The 15,584-nt window shown below is 73.7% G+C and carries 16 protein-coding genes; 10 read left to right on the forward strand and 6 right to left on the reverse strand.

The window, feature by feature from the left end; all coding sequences use genetic code 11:
* Positions 1-166 precede the first annotated feature (166 nt).
* On the forward strand, positions 167-895 hold the full coding sequence (locus ACZ58X_RS08870) for an alpha/beta fold hydrolase (protein WP_470332954.1): 729 nt from the start codon (positions 167-169) through the stop codon (positions 893-895).
* Positions 896-1,038: 143 nt separating this feature from the next.
* Here the strand turns inward: ACZ58X_RS08870 and ACZ58X_RS08875 are convergent, their stop codons facing one another.
* Positions 1,039-1,734, reverse strand: a complete 696-nt coding sequence (locus ACZ58X_RS08875; RefSeq protein WP_470332955.1) for a TetR/AcrR family transcriptional regulator — start codon at positions 1,732-1,734, stop codon at positions 1,039-1,041.
* 232 nt (positions 1,735-1,966) lie between these two features.
* Here ACZ58X_RS08875 and ACZ58X_RS08880 point away from each other — a divergent pair, with 232 nt between their 5' ends.
* From ACZ58X_RS08880 to ACZ58X_RS08910, 7 genes are all read left to right on the forward strand, one after another.
* Positions 1,967-2,806 (forward strand): alpha/beta fold hydrolase, encoded by an 840-nt coding sequence (locus ACZ58X_RS08880; RefSeq protein ID WP_470332956.1) that lies wholly within the window; start codon positions 1,967-1,969, stop codon positions 2,804-2,806.
* A 155-nt stretch (positions 2,807-2,961) separates the two neighbouring features.
* Complete coding sequence (locus ACZ58X_RS08885; protein ID WP_470332957.1) at positions 2,962-4,419, forward strand: benzaldehyde dehydrogenase; 1,458 nt, start codon at positions 2,962-2,964, stop codon at positions 4,417-4,419.
* Positions 4,420-4,554: 135 nt separating this feature from the next.
* A complete protein-coding gene (locus ACZ58X_RS08890; RefSeq protein WP_470332958.1) occupies positions 4,555-5,130 on the forward strand; it encodes an NADPH-dependent FMN reductase in 576 nt (191 codons plus the stop codon).
* A gap of 83 nt (positions 5,131-5,213) precedes the next feature.
* Positions 5,214-6,002: an alpha/beta hydrolase family protein gene (locus ACZ58X_RS08895; RefSeq protein ID WP_470332959.1), complete on the forward strand. Its 789-nt coding sequence runs from the start codon at positions 5,214-5,216 to the stop codon at positions 6,000-6,002.
* 66 nt (positions 6,003-6,068) lie between these two features.
* Positions 6,069-6,572 (forward strand): OsmC family protein, encoded by a 504-nt coding sequence (locus ACZ58X_RS08900; RefSeq protein ID WP_470332960.1) that lies wholly within the window; start codon positions 6,069-6,071, stop codon positions 6,570-6,572.
* Between the two features lie 238 nt (positions 6,573-6,810).
* On the forward strand, positions 6,811-7,494 hold the full coding sequence (locus tag ACZ58X_RS08905; RefSeq protein ID WP_470332961.1) for a DsbA family oxidoreductase: 684 nt from the start codon (positions 6,811-6,813) through the stop codon (positions 7,492-7,494).
* A gap of 93 nt (positions 7,495-7,587) precedes the next feature.
* Positions 7,588-8,925: a hypothetical protein gene (locus ACZ58X_RS08910; protein ID WP_470332962.1), complete on the forward strand. Its 1,338-nt coding sequence runs from the start codon at positions 7,588-7,590 to the stop codon at positions 8,923-8,925.
* Between the two features lie 235 nt (positions 8,926-9,160).
* Here ACZ58X_RS08910 and ACZ58X_RS08915 read toward each other — a convergent pair whose 3' ends face one another.
* On the reverse strand, positions 9,161-9,973 hold the full coding sequence (locus ACZ58X_RS08915; RefSeq protein ID WP_470332963.1) for a class I SAM-dependent methyltransferase: 813 nt from the start codon (positions 9,971-9,973) through the stop codon (positions 9,161-9,163).
* A 215-nt stretch (positions 9,974-10,188) separates the two neighbouring features.
* On the opposite strand from ACZ58X_RS08915, the gene ACZ58X_RS08920 reads away from it, so the two are divergent.
* Positions 10,189-10,698: a DinB family protein gene (locus ACZ58X_RS08920; RefSeq protein ID WP_470332964.1), complete on the forward strand. Its 510-nt coding sequence runs from the start codon at positions 10,189-10,191 to the stop codon at positions 10,696-10,698.
* 38 nt (positions 10,699-10,736) lie between these two features.
* On the opposite strand, the gene ACZ58X_RS08925 is transcribed toward ACZ58X_RS08920, so the two are convergent.
* Positions 10,737-11,267: a hypothetical protein gene (locus ACZ58X_RS08925; protein ID WP_470332965.1), complete on the reverse strand. Its 531-nt coding sequence runs from the start codon at positions 11,265-11,267 to the stop codon at positions 10,737-10,739.
* Between the two features lie 209 nt (positions 11,268-11,476).
* On the reverse strand, positions 11,477-13,099 hold the full coding sequence (locus ACZ58X_RS08930; RefSeq protein ID WP_470332966.1) for a CehA/McbA family metallohydrolase: 1,623 nt from the start codon (positions 13,097-13,099) through the stop codon (positions 11,477-11,479).
* A gap of 510 nt (positions 13,100-13,609) precedes the next feature.
* Here ACZ58X_RS08930 and ACZ58X_RS08935 point away from each other — a divergent pair.
* A complete protein-coding gene (locus ACZ58X_RS08935; protein ID WP_470332967.1) occupies positions 13,610-14,254 on the forward strand; it encodes a polysaccharide deacetylase family protein in 645 nt (214 codons plus the stop codon).
* Positions 14,255-14,274: 20 nt separating this feature from the next.
* On the opposite strand, the gene ACZ58X_RS08940 is transcribed toward ACZ58X_RS08935, so the two are convergent.
* Together ACZ58X_RS08940 and ACZ58X_RS08945 are read right to left on the reverse strand one after the other, a co-directional pair.
* Positions 14,275-14,655: a barstar family protein gene (locus tag ACZ58X_RS08940; RefSeq protein ID WP_470332968.1), complete on the reverse strand. Its 381-nt coding sequence runs from the start codon at positions 14,653-14,655 to the stop codon at positions 14,275-14,277.
* 46 nt (positions 14,656-14,701) lie between these two features.
* Positions 14,702-15,355, reverse strand: coding sequence for a 4'-phosphopantetheinyl transferase family protein (locus ACZ58X_RS08945; RefSeq protein WP_470332969.1), 654 nt, complete (start codon positions 15,353-15,355; stop codon positions 14,702-14,704).
* Positions 15,356-15,584: the final 229 nt, after the last annotated feature.

Genomic DNA, 15,584 nt, shown 5'->3' on the forward strand with positions numbered 1-15,584 from the left:
CGGTGACCGACGGTCACGTGGCCTCCCGCGGTGCCCGGGGAACTCGCCGATGACCATCTCCGTGAACCACGGCTCATCGACGTCCCGGTGGTCGGCGCCCTCGGCGGGCGGCTGCGCGCCCGGCACGGTCCCCACCTGTCGACCATCCCCCCAGAAAGGCAAGGCCATGAGCAAGCCCGCGGTCGTGCTGGTCCACGGCGCGTTCGTCGACGCCTCCAGTTGGGAGGCGGTCACCCGGATCCTGCAGCGCCGCGGCTATCCGGTCGTGGCCATCGCCAATCCACTGCGCGGACTTCGCCACGACGCCGGCTATCTGCGCTGTCTGCTGACCAGCGTGCCGGGCCCGGTGGTCCTGGTCGGCCACTCCTACGGTGGCGCGGTGATCTCCGAGGCGGCAACCGGAGTCCGGAACGTCATCGCCCTGGTGTTCGTCGCCGCCTTCGCCCCCGACGAGGGCGAGAGCTGCGCGGTCCTGGACGCCAGGTACGGCGGACCGGCCGCGAAGATCAGCCAGCCGCTGCCGCTGCCGACTCCGCCGGGCCGTCTGCCCGCTCTCGACGGGCCGCCCAACATCGAACTGTTCATCGACCCGGCCCAGTTCGGCTTCACGGTCGCCCCCGACGTCGACCTGCCGACCGCCCGCGCACTGGCCGCCGCCCAGCGGCCCGTGGCGTTGGCCGCCCTCACCGAGACGGCCGGCCCACCGGCCTGGAAGGTCCTCCCGTGCTACTTCGCCATCGCCACCGACGACAAGATGATCCCGGTCGAGGGGCAGCGGGAGATGGCGACGCGAACCGGCGCCGCCGTCGTGGAGATCCCGGTGGGTCACGCCGTGATGCTCGGCGCCCCGGCGGAGGTCGCCGGGCTGATCATCGCCGCCGCCGAGGACGGCTGACGGCGGATCCCGCGGTGCGCCTTCACCGCGGACCCGTCGTGCGGCCTCCGCATCCGGCACCTCAGGGCGCTCCGACCGGCTGCCGTCGGGGGTGGCCCCGGCTCGACACCCCCGTTTCCCGGGTGGGATTCGACCGGCCGACGCTACTCGTGCCCAGCGGTCCGGAGCGTCGGCCACAGGACGCCGACGACGCGGTCGGCATGGTCGGCGGGCGCACCCCGGCCGGTCTGCAGGTAGTCGCCGAAATAGCTGCCGAAGCAGAGGGTGACCACCGTGTCGAGGTCGGCGTCCTCCCGTACCGCGCCGACGTCCTGCAGGTGGCGCAGGGTCCGCAGCAGTTCCGCGCACCGCGGCTTGTTGCCGTGCTCGCGCATCTGCTCGAACAGGGCCGGTTCGTGCTCGGCCTCGCCCATGAAGTTGCCGTGCAGGGCCATCGCCCGCTCGTTGTGGTACCGGGGGTCGAGGCGCCGGACGGACTCGGTGAACGCTTCGAGCGGCGTCATCCCGTCCAGGTCCATGGGCGGGTACGCCTCGCGCTGCTTCTGCAGGCCGTAGTGGAGGGCGTCCACGACCAGTTCGTACTTGTTCGGCCAGCGCCGGTACAGGGTGGGGCGCGTGACGCCGGCGTCGGCGACGACGTCGCCGATCGTCATCCGCGTGTAGCCGTCGACGGCGAGGCGGGCGCGGGTGGCCTGGAGGATCGCCTCCTCGATCGCCGGGTCCCGCGGCCTGCCGCCGGGGTGCGGTGCGCGCTCCTGCTCCGGCGCGGTCGCACCCTTTCCGGCCCGGGGCCGGGGTCGGCGCGTGCGGTCGGCGGATGCCTGGTCCTTGCTGCTCACAGCGTCTCCCTCCTTGTCTGCGTCCACCCTAGCCAGCTCCGGGCCGACCCGGAAGCGATTTAGTTTCAGCAATTGACTGTAACGAAACTTGTGGTGCATGGTTGTCCCCGCCGGACGGCGCACCACTCGGGTGGCGGTCCGAGGCCGTTGACCACCACCCCGCCGGGAGCCGAACCCGTGCGCCCGGCGATCCACTCGCGGCACACGCCGCACGAAACACGCAAGGAATCCCATGAGCTCCGAGAAGCACACCGGTCGCGCCGCCACGATCGTCGGTACGGCCGCAGCGGCGGTCGCCGCCTCCCTGGCCTCCCTGGCGCCCTCGCCCGCTTCGGCCGAGGACCAGGCCGCCACCGCGCCCAAGCCCACCGTGGTGCTGGTCCACGGCGCCTTCGCCGACGCCTCGGGCTGGAACGACACCGCCACCCAGCTGCGCCACCAGGGCTTCCCGGTCCAGGCGATCGCCAACCCGCTGCGCGGCCTGGACTACGACACCGCCTACCTCCAGGGGCTGCTCAAGGGCGTCAAGGGCCCGAAGATCCTCGTCGGCCACTCCTACGGCGGCGCCGTCATCACCAACGCGGCCGCTGACATCCCCGACGTCAAGGCGCTCGTCTACGTCGCCGCCTTCGCCCCCGACCGGGGCGAGACGCTCGGCGGGCTGCTGGAGCAGCACCCCGACGCGAGCGTGCCGCCGCTGCCGCAGCAGGCCTTCCAGTTCACCCGGCCCGACGGGACCACCGGCACCGAGGTCCTGCTCGACCCGGCCAGGTTCGCCGAGGCCTTCGCCGCCGACGTACCCGCGAGGACCGCCTCCTGGATGGCCGCCTCCCAGCGGCCCGTCGCCGCCGAGGCCTTCGGCCAGCCGGCCGAGCACGCCGCATGGAAGACCATCCCGTCCTGGGCCATCGTCGCCACCAACGACCACGCCATCGCGCCGAGCCTGGAGCGCTTCATGGCCAAGCGCGCGAACGCCCACATCACCGAGGTCCGCAGCTCCCACGCCGTCATGGTCGGCCACCCCGCCGCGGTCACCGACGTGATCAAGCAGGCGTACCGCGCCACCCGCTGACCCGATGACTCCGCGCGGTAGGACCACATCCCCCGTGTTCGGGCCTGCCGCGTGGAATCGGCCCGCCCGGCCCCGGCTGCCGGGCGGGCCACCCCAGCCACGTGAGGCACCACCTGCTCCGTCCTTCGGCGGGCCAAGAGACTTTTGAGGAAGCCGTGAACCTGTTCGACCCCGTCCTGTGGTCCGGAAAGATCAACATCGACGGCTGGCACGACGCCGCCGGCGGCAAGAGCGCCGTCATCAACCCGTCGACCGGCGAGACTCTGGAACACATCGGCTCCGGCGACGCGAGCGACATCACCCGTGCCGCCGCCCGTGCCGCCGAGGTCCAGCCGGCCTGGGCCGACACCCCGCACACCGAGCGCGCCGCCATCCTGCGCCGCGCGGCCCAGCTGTTCGCCGCCACCGCACCTGAGATCCAGGACTGGCTGATCCGCGAGAGCGGCAGCACCCGCGCCAGGGCCGTCTTCGAGACCGACCAGGCCGAGCAGGAGTGCTACGAGGCGGCCGTGCTGTGCTCGCATCCCATCGGGCAGGTGATGCCCTCCACCGAGCCGCGTCTGAGCATGACCCGCCGGATGCCCGCCGGCGTCGTCGGTGTCATCTCCCCGTTCAACGTGCCCCTCATCCTGGCGATCCGCTCCGTCGCCCCCGCGCTCGCGCTCGGCAACACCGTCGTCCTCAAGCCCGACCCGCGCACCGCCGTGTCCGGCGGCGTCACCATCATGCGGATCTTCGAGGAGGCCGGCCTCCCGCAGGGCGCCCTGACCATGGTCCCCGGCGCCGCCGAAGCCGGCGCCGCGCTGGTCGACGACCCGCACGTGCGCGTCATCTCCTTCACCGGCTCCACCGGCGCCGGCCGCAAGGTCGGCGAAGCCGCCGCCCGCGGCGTCAAGCGCGCCCACCTCGAACTCGGCGGCAACAACGCGATGATCGTGCTCCCGGACGCGGACCTGGAGCGCGCCGTGGCCACGGTCGCCTGGGGTTCCTTCTTCAACCAGGGCCAGGTCTGCATGGCCACCGGACGCATCCTGGTCCACGCCGACATCGCCGAGGAGTTCACCGCGCGCCTCGCGGCGAAGGCCGAGCAGCTCACCGTCGGCGACCCCGCCGTCTCCGACGTCGACCTCGGCCCCCTCATCAACGCCCACCAGCGCGACCTCATCCACTCCCAGGTCACCGCCAGCATCGAAGCGGGCGCCCGCGTGCTGGCCGGCGGCAGCTACGACAACCTCTTCTACCGCCCCACCGTCCTGGTCGACGTCCCCGACGACGCCCCGGCCTACGCCGAGGAGGTCTTCGGCCCCGTCGTGCCCGTACGCACCTTCACCACCGTGGACGAGGCCGCGCAGCTCGCCGCCGACGACCGGTACGGCCTCTCCCTCGCCATCCTCACCCGCGACGTCATGGCCGGCCTGGACCTGGCCGAGCGCATCCCGAGCGGCCTGGTGCACATCAACGACCAGACCATCAACGACGACGCCCTCATCCCCTTCGGCGGCGTCGGCTGGTCCGGCACCGGCGCCCGATTCGGCGGCGAAGCCAACATCGAGGCCTTCACCGAGACCCGCTGGATCACCGTGCGCGCGCACCAGCCCGTCTACCCGATCTGACGCAGCCGCCCACAGCACGCGCCGCTCGCCCCCCGGGGCCGCGCCGTCGCAGGCCGCGGGCCGGACCCGCACCGCTCCCGGTGCGGGTCCGGCTCCGGCCCCACCCTCCGCCCCTCCCGAGAGAGCGCTCCAGCGATGTCCGACCTGACCTTCCTCGCCATCTCCGGCAGCCTGCGCCGCACCTCCCACAACACCGGCCTGCTGCGCGCCGTCCAGGCCCTCGCTCCCGTCGGCGTCACCATCGACCTCTACGACGGGCTCGGCAACCTGCCGTTCTTCGACCAGGACCTCGAGGACGGGCCCGAGCCGGCCGGTGTCACCGAACTGCGCCGCCGGGTACGGGAGGCCGACGGCGTCATCATCGCCACCCCCGAGTACAACTCCGCCATCCCCGGCGTCCTGATGAACGCCCTCGACTGGCTCTCGCGCCCCGCCGGCCGACACGCCCTGCGCGGCAAGCCCACCGCCATCCTCGGGGCCTCCCCCTCCCAGTTCGGCACCGCCCGCGGCCAGCTCGTCCTGCGCCAGATCCTCCACCGCACCCAGACCCCGGTGGTCGCCCACCCGGAGGTCACCCTCTTCCAGTCCCACCACCGCTTCGACGCCGACGGCACCTTCACCGGCGACGACCTCACCGAGAGCCTGCTACGCGCCCTGCTGGCCGAACTCGTCGTCCTGGCCGAGGCCACCTCCCCGGCCCACGCCGCCTGAGCCCACCCCGCGTTGTCGGCCCGCCCCGTTGCACGGGACGACCCGGCACCCAGGGCCGAAACCCACGACGAAGGAGGACAGCGGTGACCAGGTCCAGCAGCCTCACGTTCCCGGGCTCCCAGGGCACGCCGCTGGCGGCGACCCTCGAACTGCCTGAGCGGACACCCGCGTCATACGCGGTGTTCGCGCACTGCTTCACCTGCAGCAAGGACAGCCACGCCGCCTCCCGCATCTCGAAAGCCCTCACCGCACACGGCATCGCCGTCCTGCGCTTCGACTTCACCGGCCTCGGCCACTCCGTCGGCGACTTCGCCGGCACCACGTTCAGCTCCGACGTCGCCGATGTCGTCCGTGCGGCCGACCACCTGCGCGACCACCACACGGCCCCGTCCCTGCTCATCGGGCACTCGCTCGGCGGCGCCGCCGTGATCGCCGCCACCCACTGCATCCCGGAGGTGCGGGCGGTCGCCACGATCGGCGCTCCGGCCGAACCCGGCCACGTCGCAGACCAGTTCGCGCCCCACCGCGCGGAGATCACCCGGCACGGCGAGGCGGACGTCGATCTCGCGGGCCGGATCTTCCGGATCCGCCGGCAGTTCATCGACGACCTCCTCGCCCAGCCCCAGGCGATGCGCATCCGCACCCTGAACGCGGCCCTGCTCGTCATGCACTCCCCGACGGACAAGGCCGTCGATGTCGACAACGCCCGACAGATCTTCCAAACCGCCCGCCACCCCAAGTCCTACGTCACCCTGCCCGGCGCCGACCACCTGCTCAACGAGCGCGCGGATGCCGAGTACGCCGCCGCCGTCCTCGCCGCCTGGGCCGGCCGCTACGCCCGCACCCGCATGACCACGTCCGCCACGGCGTGACACCGGCCGGACGAGAACCCCGACCACACGAGACCCCGACCACACGAACCTTCCGGAGAGACGGACATGCCCGGACCCACCACCATGCCGCAGGTCACCACCCTGTCGGCCGTCCCCGGAGAGCCGGAGCCCGGCCTCGTCATCGTGACTGAGAACGGAATCAGGCCCTACGGCCAGCAGGTGAGAGCCGGCCGGCACGTCCTGGCCGCCGACGAGCCCGCGCCCGACGGCCAGGACACCGGCCCCGGCCCCTACGACCTTCTGCTTGCCGCCCTCGGAAGCTGCACCTCCATGACGGTGCGCATGTACGCCGACCGCAAGGGCTGGCCGCTGGAGTCGGTCACGGTCTCCCTGCGCCACGAGCGCGTCCACGCCGCCGACTGCACCGCGTGCCAGAAAGGCGACGGCAACGCGTTGGTCTCCCGGATCAGCCGGGAGATCCGGCTCGACGGCGACCTCGACGCCGACCAGCGCAGACGGCTGATGGAGATCGCCGAGCACTGCCCGGTACACCGCACCCTCACCGCGGGCGCGGTCACCAGCACCACCGAAGCCCCCGCGCAGCCCTGACCGCCGAGCCTGCGGGCCCGACCGGACGGCGGACACCCAGGCGGCGCTGGGGCCGTCTGCAGACCCCGAGCGGCGAGCCGCCGGCGCCGTCGGCCATTCCGTCCTCGACGAACTCGCCACCGGGTACGGGCTGATCGGGGACCGTCCCACGGGCGTTGGACGGCCTCGTCCGACGCCACGGCCTCTCCCCCCGACCCCCCGACCCCCCGACCCACCGAAAGCCGAGGAGGACACCCACATGAAGGTCGAGATATTCAGCGACATCTCCTGCCCGTGGTGCTACATCGGGCAGGTCCGGTTCGAACGCGCACTGGCCGAGTTCCCGGGCAAGGCCGATGTCGAAGTGTCCTACCGCCCCTACCAGCTCAACCCGGCCATGCCGTACGAGCCGCAGCCGCTCCTCGACTACTACTCGGCCCGCGGCGGCGCCGCCTTCCGCGACGACCACGCACGGACCGCCGACGTGGCCACCGAGGAAGGGCTCCACCTCGACCTGGAGCGGGCACTCGCGGTCAACACCCTGTCCGCACACCGCCTTGTGTGGATCGCCGAACGCGAGGACGACGTGAGCGTCCAGCACGCGGTCAAGCACGCGCTCATGCGCGCCTCCCTCGCCGAGGGCGGCAACGTGGCCGACCTGGACACCCTCGTCACGCTCGCCCAGCAGGCGGGCATGGACCCCGACCAGGTGAGGGCCGACCTCGCCGGCGACACCGGCACCGAAGAGGTCAAGGCCGAGATGCGCTACGCGGACCAGATCGGCATCCGGGCCGTGCCGACCTTCGTGTTCGACGGCCGGCTCGCCGTTCGTGGTGCGCAGTCCACCGCCACCTTCCGCAAGGTCCTCGAAGACGTCGCAGCCCGGAGCACACCTCCCACTCCCGTCACCGGCGCCTGCACGGCCGACAGCTGCGCGCTCTGACCCGGGCGGGCCCGAGCACCTCATCACCAAGCCCAGAAGACGACCTCCCGACCACTGCCGACAGCACAGAGCCCCGCCTGACAGGAGACCACCGTGACCGAGTGGAAGCACGTGGCCACGGCCGCCCAACTTGCCGCAGCGATCGACGAATGCGCACCGGCCATCCACGTCGACACCGTGATCCGTGGCATGCCGATGCTCACGCTGCCTCCCGGCACCCAGCTGCGCGGCGGCGTCATCGAGTTCGGCGCCACGGGCATACGTCTGACCCGGGACAACACCCTGGAGCACGTGACGATCCGCACCCCCGAGCACGAGACGGCCGTCCTCAACGACACCACGGTCACCGACCTCGGCACCCTCACGTTGCGCGGCGTGCGCACCAGCGGACAGGTGCTGTTGCTCGCCCGCGACGCCGTCCGCTCGGGTCACGTCCACGTCGACGGCCTGACCGTCGAGGCCGCCGACCTGCGCGGCCGAAGCGACCGCCCGCACGGCTTCGGAGTCGACACCCTCCAAGGAGCCTTCACCCTCTGGAACCAGCAGTCCGACCCCCGTGCCGAGATCACTGCCGAGCTGCTCGACATCAGCGCCGGCAGCGCCGACCGCCCGGTCCACGGCAGCGGCGTCTTCGTCGGAGGGTACGGACACGGAGACGCGGACGGTCACCGGCCCGGAGGCGCCACCCGGATCACGACGCTGCGCACCGGCGAGATCCACACCGACGGCGGCATCCCCACCGGCACGCCCGACCTGATCAGCGGCGGTGTCTTCCTCTCCTTCGGAGCCGTGGCCGACGAGGTGCTCAACGTCGGCACCATCACCACCTACGGCGCCAACGACATGGCGCTCGACAACTGGGGTCGGGCCCGGTCCTGGACAGCCACCGCCGCGATCACCACGTACGGACCGAGTGGCATCGGCTACGTCAACTTCGGCGACCTGGACCGCCTCGACATCCGGGCCCCCATCACCACCCACGGTACCGGCGCACGTGGCTTCAACTTCTACGACGGCACCCTGCGGCATGCCTCCTTCGACAGCATCGCCACCACCGGTGACGGAGCCATCGGCATCCAGGTCAGCCGCGACCTGCCACAACTGGACGTCCACGGCGACCTGACCACCTCGGGCGGTACCGGCACCAGCCTCGTACGCGGCGAACAGGTCCAACTCCAGGCCATCGCCCTCAGCATCAAGCGAGACGGACGGATCGGACGCGTCACGGTCGGCGGACGCATCGCCACCTCCGGCGATGACCTCACCACGGTGGCGGTCGACGGTGAGCTGGGCGCCGTGAGGGCCCGCGGCGGCATCCGGGCAACGGGCCGCCGCGCGGACGCCGTCCACATCCACGGCGAGGGCACAGAGTTGGCCGACGTCGTGCTCACCGCAGTCGACGGAAAGGCGATGGTCTGCGACCTCGGGTGAGCGCGCTCCTCGCAGGCGCGGCCCAGGCGAACGGCGGAGACTCCACCGAGACGAGGGCTCGCCGCGTCAGCCGAACGCCGACCTTGTAGCGGCTTCAACACCCCCGCCTGGTCGATCTCGTGTGGGGCATCTGGGGGTCGAGGGGGCTGGAGTCGAGTGGTGGTGCCTCCTGCCCCGGGCCTGTCCGCGGGGGTGCGGGCAGGTCCGGGGGTGGCGGGTGTCCGGGGGCTCGGTGTCAGGTGCGGGTGGCGGTGAGGAGGTGGTAGTCGAGGAGGCCGTGGCGCCAGGCGGGGAGGAAGTTGCGGGTCCAGTGGTCGTTGGGGACGGCGTCGGCGAGGTAGCGGTCGAGGCCGGGCCAGACGTCGGGGCCGATGGACTCGGTGGTGGCGGGGGTGAAGCCGGCGTTGGTGAGGTCGGTGGTGAAGCCGTCGAGGGTGTGGGCGACGTCGAGGCCGTCGGCGAAGCTGGCGAGGAGGATCTTGAGGCGTTCGGCGATCTCGGGGCCGGGGGAGGCGAAGAAGGTGGTGACGACCAGGCGGCCGCCCGGGCGTAGGACGCGGGCGGCTTCGCGGGCGAAGGTGGTGAGTTCGCGGAAGTGCTGGGCGGCCTCGACGGAGTAGACGCCGTCCAGGGTGGCGTCGGCGAAGGGCAGTTGTGCGGCGGAGCCGAGGGTGTAGGCGAGCCGGTCGGGGTAGGTGGCCAGGGCCCGGGCGTTGACGGCGCGGGCGCGTTCGACCTGGTCGGGGTGGATGTCGACGCCGGTGACGGAGGCGAAGCGGAACTCCCGTAGCGCGAGCGCCGTACCGAGTCCGCGGCCGCAGCCGACCTCGGCCAGGCGCAGGTGTCCGCGTGGCTCCGGGAAGGCGTTCAACACCCGGCGGTAGAGCTGCTCCTGGCTGTGCACCCGGTCCTCGGCGGACGGTGCGGTCAGGTCGATGCCGTGCCAGTCACCGAAGTTGATGAATCCGCCCGCGAAGGACGGTGCGGTGCTGAGGTCGTCGGCACCGTACGTCCGGCGGACGGTCGGGGGGATGTGGTTGTGGTCCATGGGCCGTCGGGTCTCCTGCTCGTGGGCGCCCGGCGGTCGGGCGCGCCGAGGTACGTACCCAAACCTGTGGTGGTCCGAACACGGTACGTGACGGGGCGGGTTCGGGGTTGACGGGGCGTGGAAACCCGGTGTCCGGCGGGGGTCCGGGTTCGCTACAGTCCGCCGGTAGCCGACCGACCCGGCCCCAGGGCCAGAGCACGAGGAGCACGACCCGCATGAGCACCGACGACCGGCCCGTACCCTCGCTGACCGGTGGCGAGCGCGAGATGCTGCGCGGGTTCCTGGACTACCACCGGGCGACCCTCGCCATGAAGTGCGAGGGCCTGACCGACGAACAGCTGCGGCAGCGCTCCAGCCCGCCGTCCGCGCTGAGCCTGCTCGGGCTGGTGCGGCACATGGCCGACGTGGAGCGCACCTGGTTCCGCCGGGTGATCGACGGCGAGGACGTCCCGCTGGTCTGGTCCCCGGACGGGGACTACCAGGTGGCCTACGACCCGACCGGCGCCACCCGCGCCGAGGCCTTCGCCGCCTGGCGGGCCGAGGTCGAGCACTCCCGCCGGATCGAGCTGGCGGCCCCCTCGCTGGACGTCACCGGCTACCAGGCGCGCTGGGGGGCCGAGGTGTCGCTGCGGCTGGTGATGCTGCACCTGATCCACGAGTACGCCCGGCACAACGGGCACGCGGACTTCCTGCGGGAGGCCATCGACGGCACCGTCGGGGCGTAGCGGGCGTAGCGGCCGGGCGGCCGGTCGGAGCGGGTGGGCTACCAGCCGAGCAGGTGGGTGCGGGCGGTGAGGGCCGTCAGCACCGACTTGGCGGTGGTCTCCGGGGTGAGGCCGGTGGTGTCGAGCTCGTGCGGGGTGGCGGGGGCCGTGCCGGTGAGGACGACGTAGTGCAGGGCCGCGCCGGTGGTGCGGCTCTCGCGGCGGAAGGTGTCCAGGGTCACCGGGGCGTCGGCGCACTCGACGACGACCTGGTAGCCGCCGGTGGCGTAGGCGAACGCGGCCTGGGCGGTGGCCGCGAGCGCGGTGGCGTGCTGCCGGTCGGCCCCGGGCAGCCGCGGCGGCACCTGGCCGTTGCGGATGACCCGGAGGAAGTCGTCCGCCCGCAGGTGGACGCTCGGGTGCAGCTCCTGGACCAGCAGCTCCGCGACCTGGCTGCCGCCCTCTCCTCCGCCGACGGCCCCGACGGCCCCGGCGGCTCCGGCGGCCCCGGTGGGGTCGACGAGGACGAGGACGCCTCCGGCGCCCCGGCCGCCCCCGAGCTCCGGCCCACCTACGGTCGTACGGTTCACAGCTGCTGATCCCTTCGCGGGCCGGGGACGGGACGGGTACGGACGGGCAGCCGGGGCGAGACGGTGGGAGTGCGGAGGAGCCGGTCGCCCCGGATGCGGACAGCCGACCGCCTCGTCCCTACGACTGATGCGTTTCGGGGATCAACCTAGTCCAAACGGGTGCCCCGAGTCGTCCCCCTCCCGGTCCGTGGGCGGTTCGCCGGCGCCGTTCACTGCTCCTCGGCGCGCAGCACGATCGGGTTGGTGAGGGCCGCCATCGGCCCCCACGGCAGGTCCGGACCCATCGCGTTGCCCTTGCCGGGCGTCCCGTCCGCCCTGGGGTGGCGCACCTCGGCGCGGACGTAGGCGGCGAGCGAGGCCGTGGTGCGCCAGACGACCGTGCCGGAGCCGTCGGCGGGCAGCGACTCCTGGTGCAGCTGCCCCTCGTCGGTGATCAGCCGGACGGTGCCGCCGGGCACGCCGGAGACGGTGAGCCGGACGTCCACCGGGGCGTCGGCCGGGACGGTCAGCTCCTCACCGATGCCCGCCCGGCGGCCGTGGCCGGTGGCGGAGAGGTCGAGCCGGACGGCGGCGGACTCGGCCAGCCAGCTGCGCCCGGCGCGCAGCCCGTCGAGGACGGCGTCGCGGGTGAGGTCCTCGGCGAGGACGACGTTGTGCGGCAGGCCGATCACCTGGGGCGCGCTGTGGGCGTCGCTGTTGCCCATCGCGGGCCGCCAGGAGCGGCCGCCCCGGAGGGCCACCGCGAGCTCGGAGTCCCAGGTGTCGACGGCCGACTCGTCGTCGTAGGTCCACGGCCCGTTCCACACCTCGACGGCGTCGGCGTGCTCGTAGCCGAACTTCCACTGGCAGGCGACGTACGGGCAGTACGGGTGCGCGGGCACCACCAGGCCGCCGGAGCGGTGGACCTGGCGGACGAAGCGCGGGAAGTCCTCGTCGCGGGAGCGGTAGCGCCAGTCGACGAACTGGCCGGCCTCCAGGCCGAGCGCCAGCCAGTGGCCGTTGCGGGTGGTGACCTCCTCGCCGGGGACGATCAGCAGGTCCGGGCCGGCCAGCGGGCCCCAGACGGCGTGCGAGGAGCTGGTGTTGTGGTCGGTGGAGACGATGAAGTCCAGGCCCGCGGCGCGGGCACCGGCGGCCACCTCCTCGGGCAGGCGGCGGCCGTCGGAGTGCACGGTGTGCAGGTGGCAGTCGCCCCGGTACCAGGCCCGGCCGCGGCCGCGGGCCCGCTCCGGCGGGTAGTGCGGGGTGAACTCCGGCCCCGGCTCGCCGAACCGCAGGGTCGCCTCGACGTGGTACGCCAGGCCCTGCGGGGCGATCTGGTAGGGGCCCAGGACGATGTGCCAGGTGCCCGGGTTGATCGGGCCGGGGAGGTAGCCGGGGGTGGCGGTGTCGCGGGCGAGGGCGAACTCGGTGCGGAAGCCGCCGGACCAGCCGCGGAAGCCGTCGCCGCCGAGGTCGGTGCCGCGCTCGTCGAAGATGCCGATGTCGCAGGAGTTGCCGGGGGTGCCGGCCGGGACCGGCGGCTTGTCGTAGCTGTAGGAGACGGCGATCTCGCGGACGCCCTCCGGGACTTCGAGCGGGAGGTGGACGAAGTCGGGGGAGCCGGTGGGGAGGTGGCCGGTGAGGGTGACGGTGCGGTCGGTGCCCGCCTCGCCCGGGGTCGGGGCGGCCGAGGCGGTGCCCGTGGCACCGACCGTGGCGGCCAGGCCGAGGGCGGTGGCGGCGCCGGTGGCGAGGCCGGTGCGGAGCAGGTCGCGGCGGGCCGGGTGCGGTGGCCCGGCGGGTCGGGCGGGGGGCGTCGGGTCGGCGGGAGGTGTCGGGTCGGCGGGCATCGGGGCCTCCGGGCTGGGGTGGGCTGGTCCGCCGGTTCGCCTACCCCGGGGGGTGAACCCGGGGTGAGGCGGGGCCCACCGGGGTGGGGCGGGCCGGTGAAAGAGGGGGCCGGCCAGGGCGGGGCGAGTTGCGGGGAGTGACGGATGACCGGTTCATAGTCATGTGGTGGTTCGTACGGCAGGTGACGACGGGGCGGTCGGGAGGCAGGCGTGGCACTGAGTCGGCGGACGCTGCTGGCGGCGGTGGTGGCCGGAGGTGCGCTGGCGGGGTGCGGGTCGGGGCGGGGTGCGGCGGGGGGCGGGGCGGCCGTCGCACCGGCGACCACGGCCGCGGGTTCGCCGACGGCTCCCTCGGGGGCCCCTTCGGCGGCTCCCTCGGCGGCCCCTTCGGGGAGTCCCACGGCCGCGGCGTCGGTCGCACCGTCCGCCGCGGCCTCGGCGGCCCCCCGGGAGCCGGGCCGGGCCGAGCTGGTCCAGCGCTACGCGGCCGTGGCGCCGACCGCATGGGGAGTGGACCTCCCCGGGGTGGTCACCGGGCTGCCGGAGGGTCAGCGGGCCACGGCGCTCACCTTCGACGCCTGCGGGGGGCCCGGCGGGAGCCGCTACGACGCCGAGCTGATCGACTTCCTGCGCGCCCACGACGTCCCGGCCACGCTGTTCCTGAACGCCCGCTGGATCGACGCCAATCCGCAGGTCTTCGAGCAGCTCGCCGCCGACCCGCTGTTCGAGATCGGCAACCACGGCACCGTGCACCGTCCGCTCTCGGTGACCGGCCGGTCGGCCGAGGGGATCGCCGGTACGGGCGGGGTCGGCGAGGTGTACGACGAGGTGGCGGGCAACGCCCACAAGCTGACCGGGCTGCTCGGGCACCCGCCGCGGTTCTTCCGCTCCGGCACCGCGTACTACGACGACGTCGCCGCCCGGGTGGTCGCCGACCTGGGCGAACGGATCGCCGGGTTCACCGTGAACGCGGACGGCGGGGCGACCCTCCCGGCCGCCGAGGTGCGGCAGGAGGTGGCGTCGGCGCCGCCGGGGGCGATCGTCATCGGGCACATGAACCAGCCCGGCCACGGCACCGCCCGCGGGGTGGCGGCGGCGCTGCCGGGGCTGCTGGCGGCGGGGCGGCGGTTCGTCCGGCTGTCCGACGTGCTGTGAGCCCCCCCCGGGGGGCGGGGCTACGCCAGGCGGAGGCCGCCCGGGTGCCGCTCCTCGATGATGTCGACCAGCCAGTCGAAGACCGTCGGGCCCTTTCCCGCCCGGGCGGCGGCCAGCTCGGCCGCGACCTGCGCGCGGTTGGTGGGGTGGACCCGGGGGAGCCGCCGCTCCAGCTGGCGGACCGTCTCCGGGTAGCCGAGGGCGCGGCGGGAGGCCTCGTGGTCGCGCCACTCGATGACGTAGTCGTCGTCCGGCGTGCCGAAGCCGCCGCTCAGGCAGTCGGCGAAGGCGTCCAGGTTGCGGCCGAAGTAGCCGTCGGTGCCGATCTTCCGACCGACCTCCGCCCAGAAGTCCTCCAGGCTGCCGATCTTCCCGCCGTCGAGCACATAGGTCACCGTCACGGGGACGAGGATATGCCCGGACGGCGAACCGCCGGGTGACGGCCGGTTACGGTTCGACGGCGATCGCGGTGGCGAGCAGCCCGTCGCGCACCGCCCAGCGGCCCTCGAAGCCGTCCAGGCGGCGGCCGCCGACCACCGGGCCGGGGACCAGCAGCCGGGCCGTGAAGGTGCCGTCGGGGGAGAGGTCGAGTTCGGCCTCGTGGAAGTCCAACCACAGCCGGGTGAGCGGGAACCAGGCCTTGTAGACCGACTCCTTGGCGCTGAACAGGATGCGGTCCCACGGCGTGTCCGGGTGTTCGGCGGCCAGCTTCGCCAACCGTTCCTGCTCGACCGGCAGGGCGACGGAGTCCAGCACGCCCTCGGGGAGCGGCAGCGCGGGCTCGGCGTCGATGCCGACCGAGGCCAGGGCGCCGGCCCTGGTGACGGCGGCCGCGCGGAAGCCGTCGCAGTGGGTGAGGCTGCCGATCACGCCGTCCGGCCAGCTCGGCGCCCCGCGCAGGCCCGGGACGAGCGGGCGGTACGGGACGCCGAGGCGGGCCAGCGCGGTGCGGGCGCAGTGGCGGACGGTGGTGAACTCGCGGCGGCGCTTGTCCACGGCGCGGGCGACGGCGGCCTCCTCGGCGGGCTCCAGCCGGGCCTCGGGCGGGTCGTCGTAGGCCACCTCGGTCACCACGACGTCCGGCAGCAGGTCCCCGATCATGCGTTCCCCCCTGGGTCGGCGAGCGCGGGCGGCGGGCCGCGCGGAGCGAGCCTAACGCGGGCGGACGGGCCCGGTCCGTGATCTTCGACAAATGGGGCTGCTCGCGCGGGGCCCGGGCGACCGTCTCCGGGTCGTCCGGGGCCCGGGCGCCGGGCAGGTCATCGGGCTCGGCCTGGAGCGGGCCGTGCACGGCGTGGTGGGGGAGGTGGCGGAAGGACGGTTTGTCGCC

It is taken from the genome of Kitasatospora sp. NPDC040550 (genome assembly GCF_055594965.1).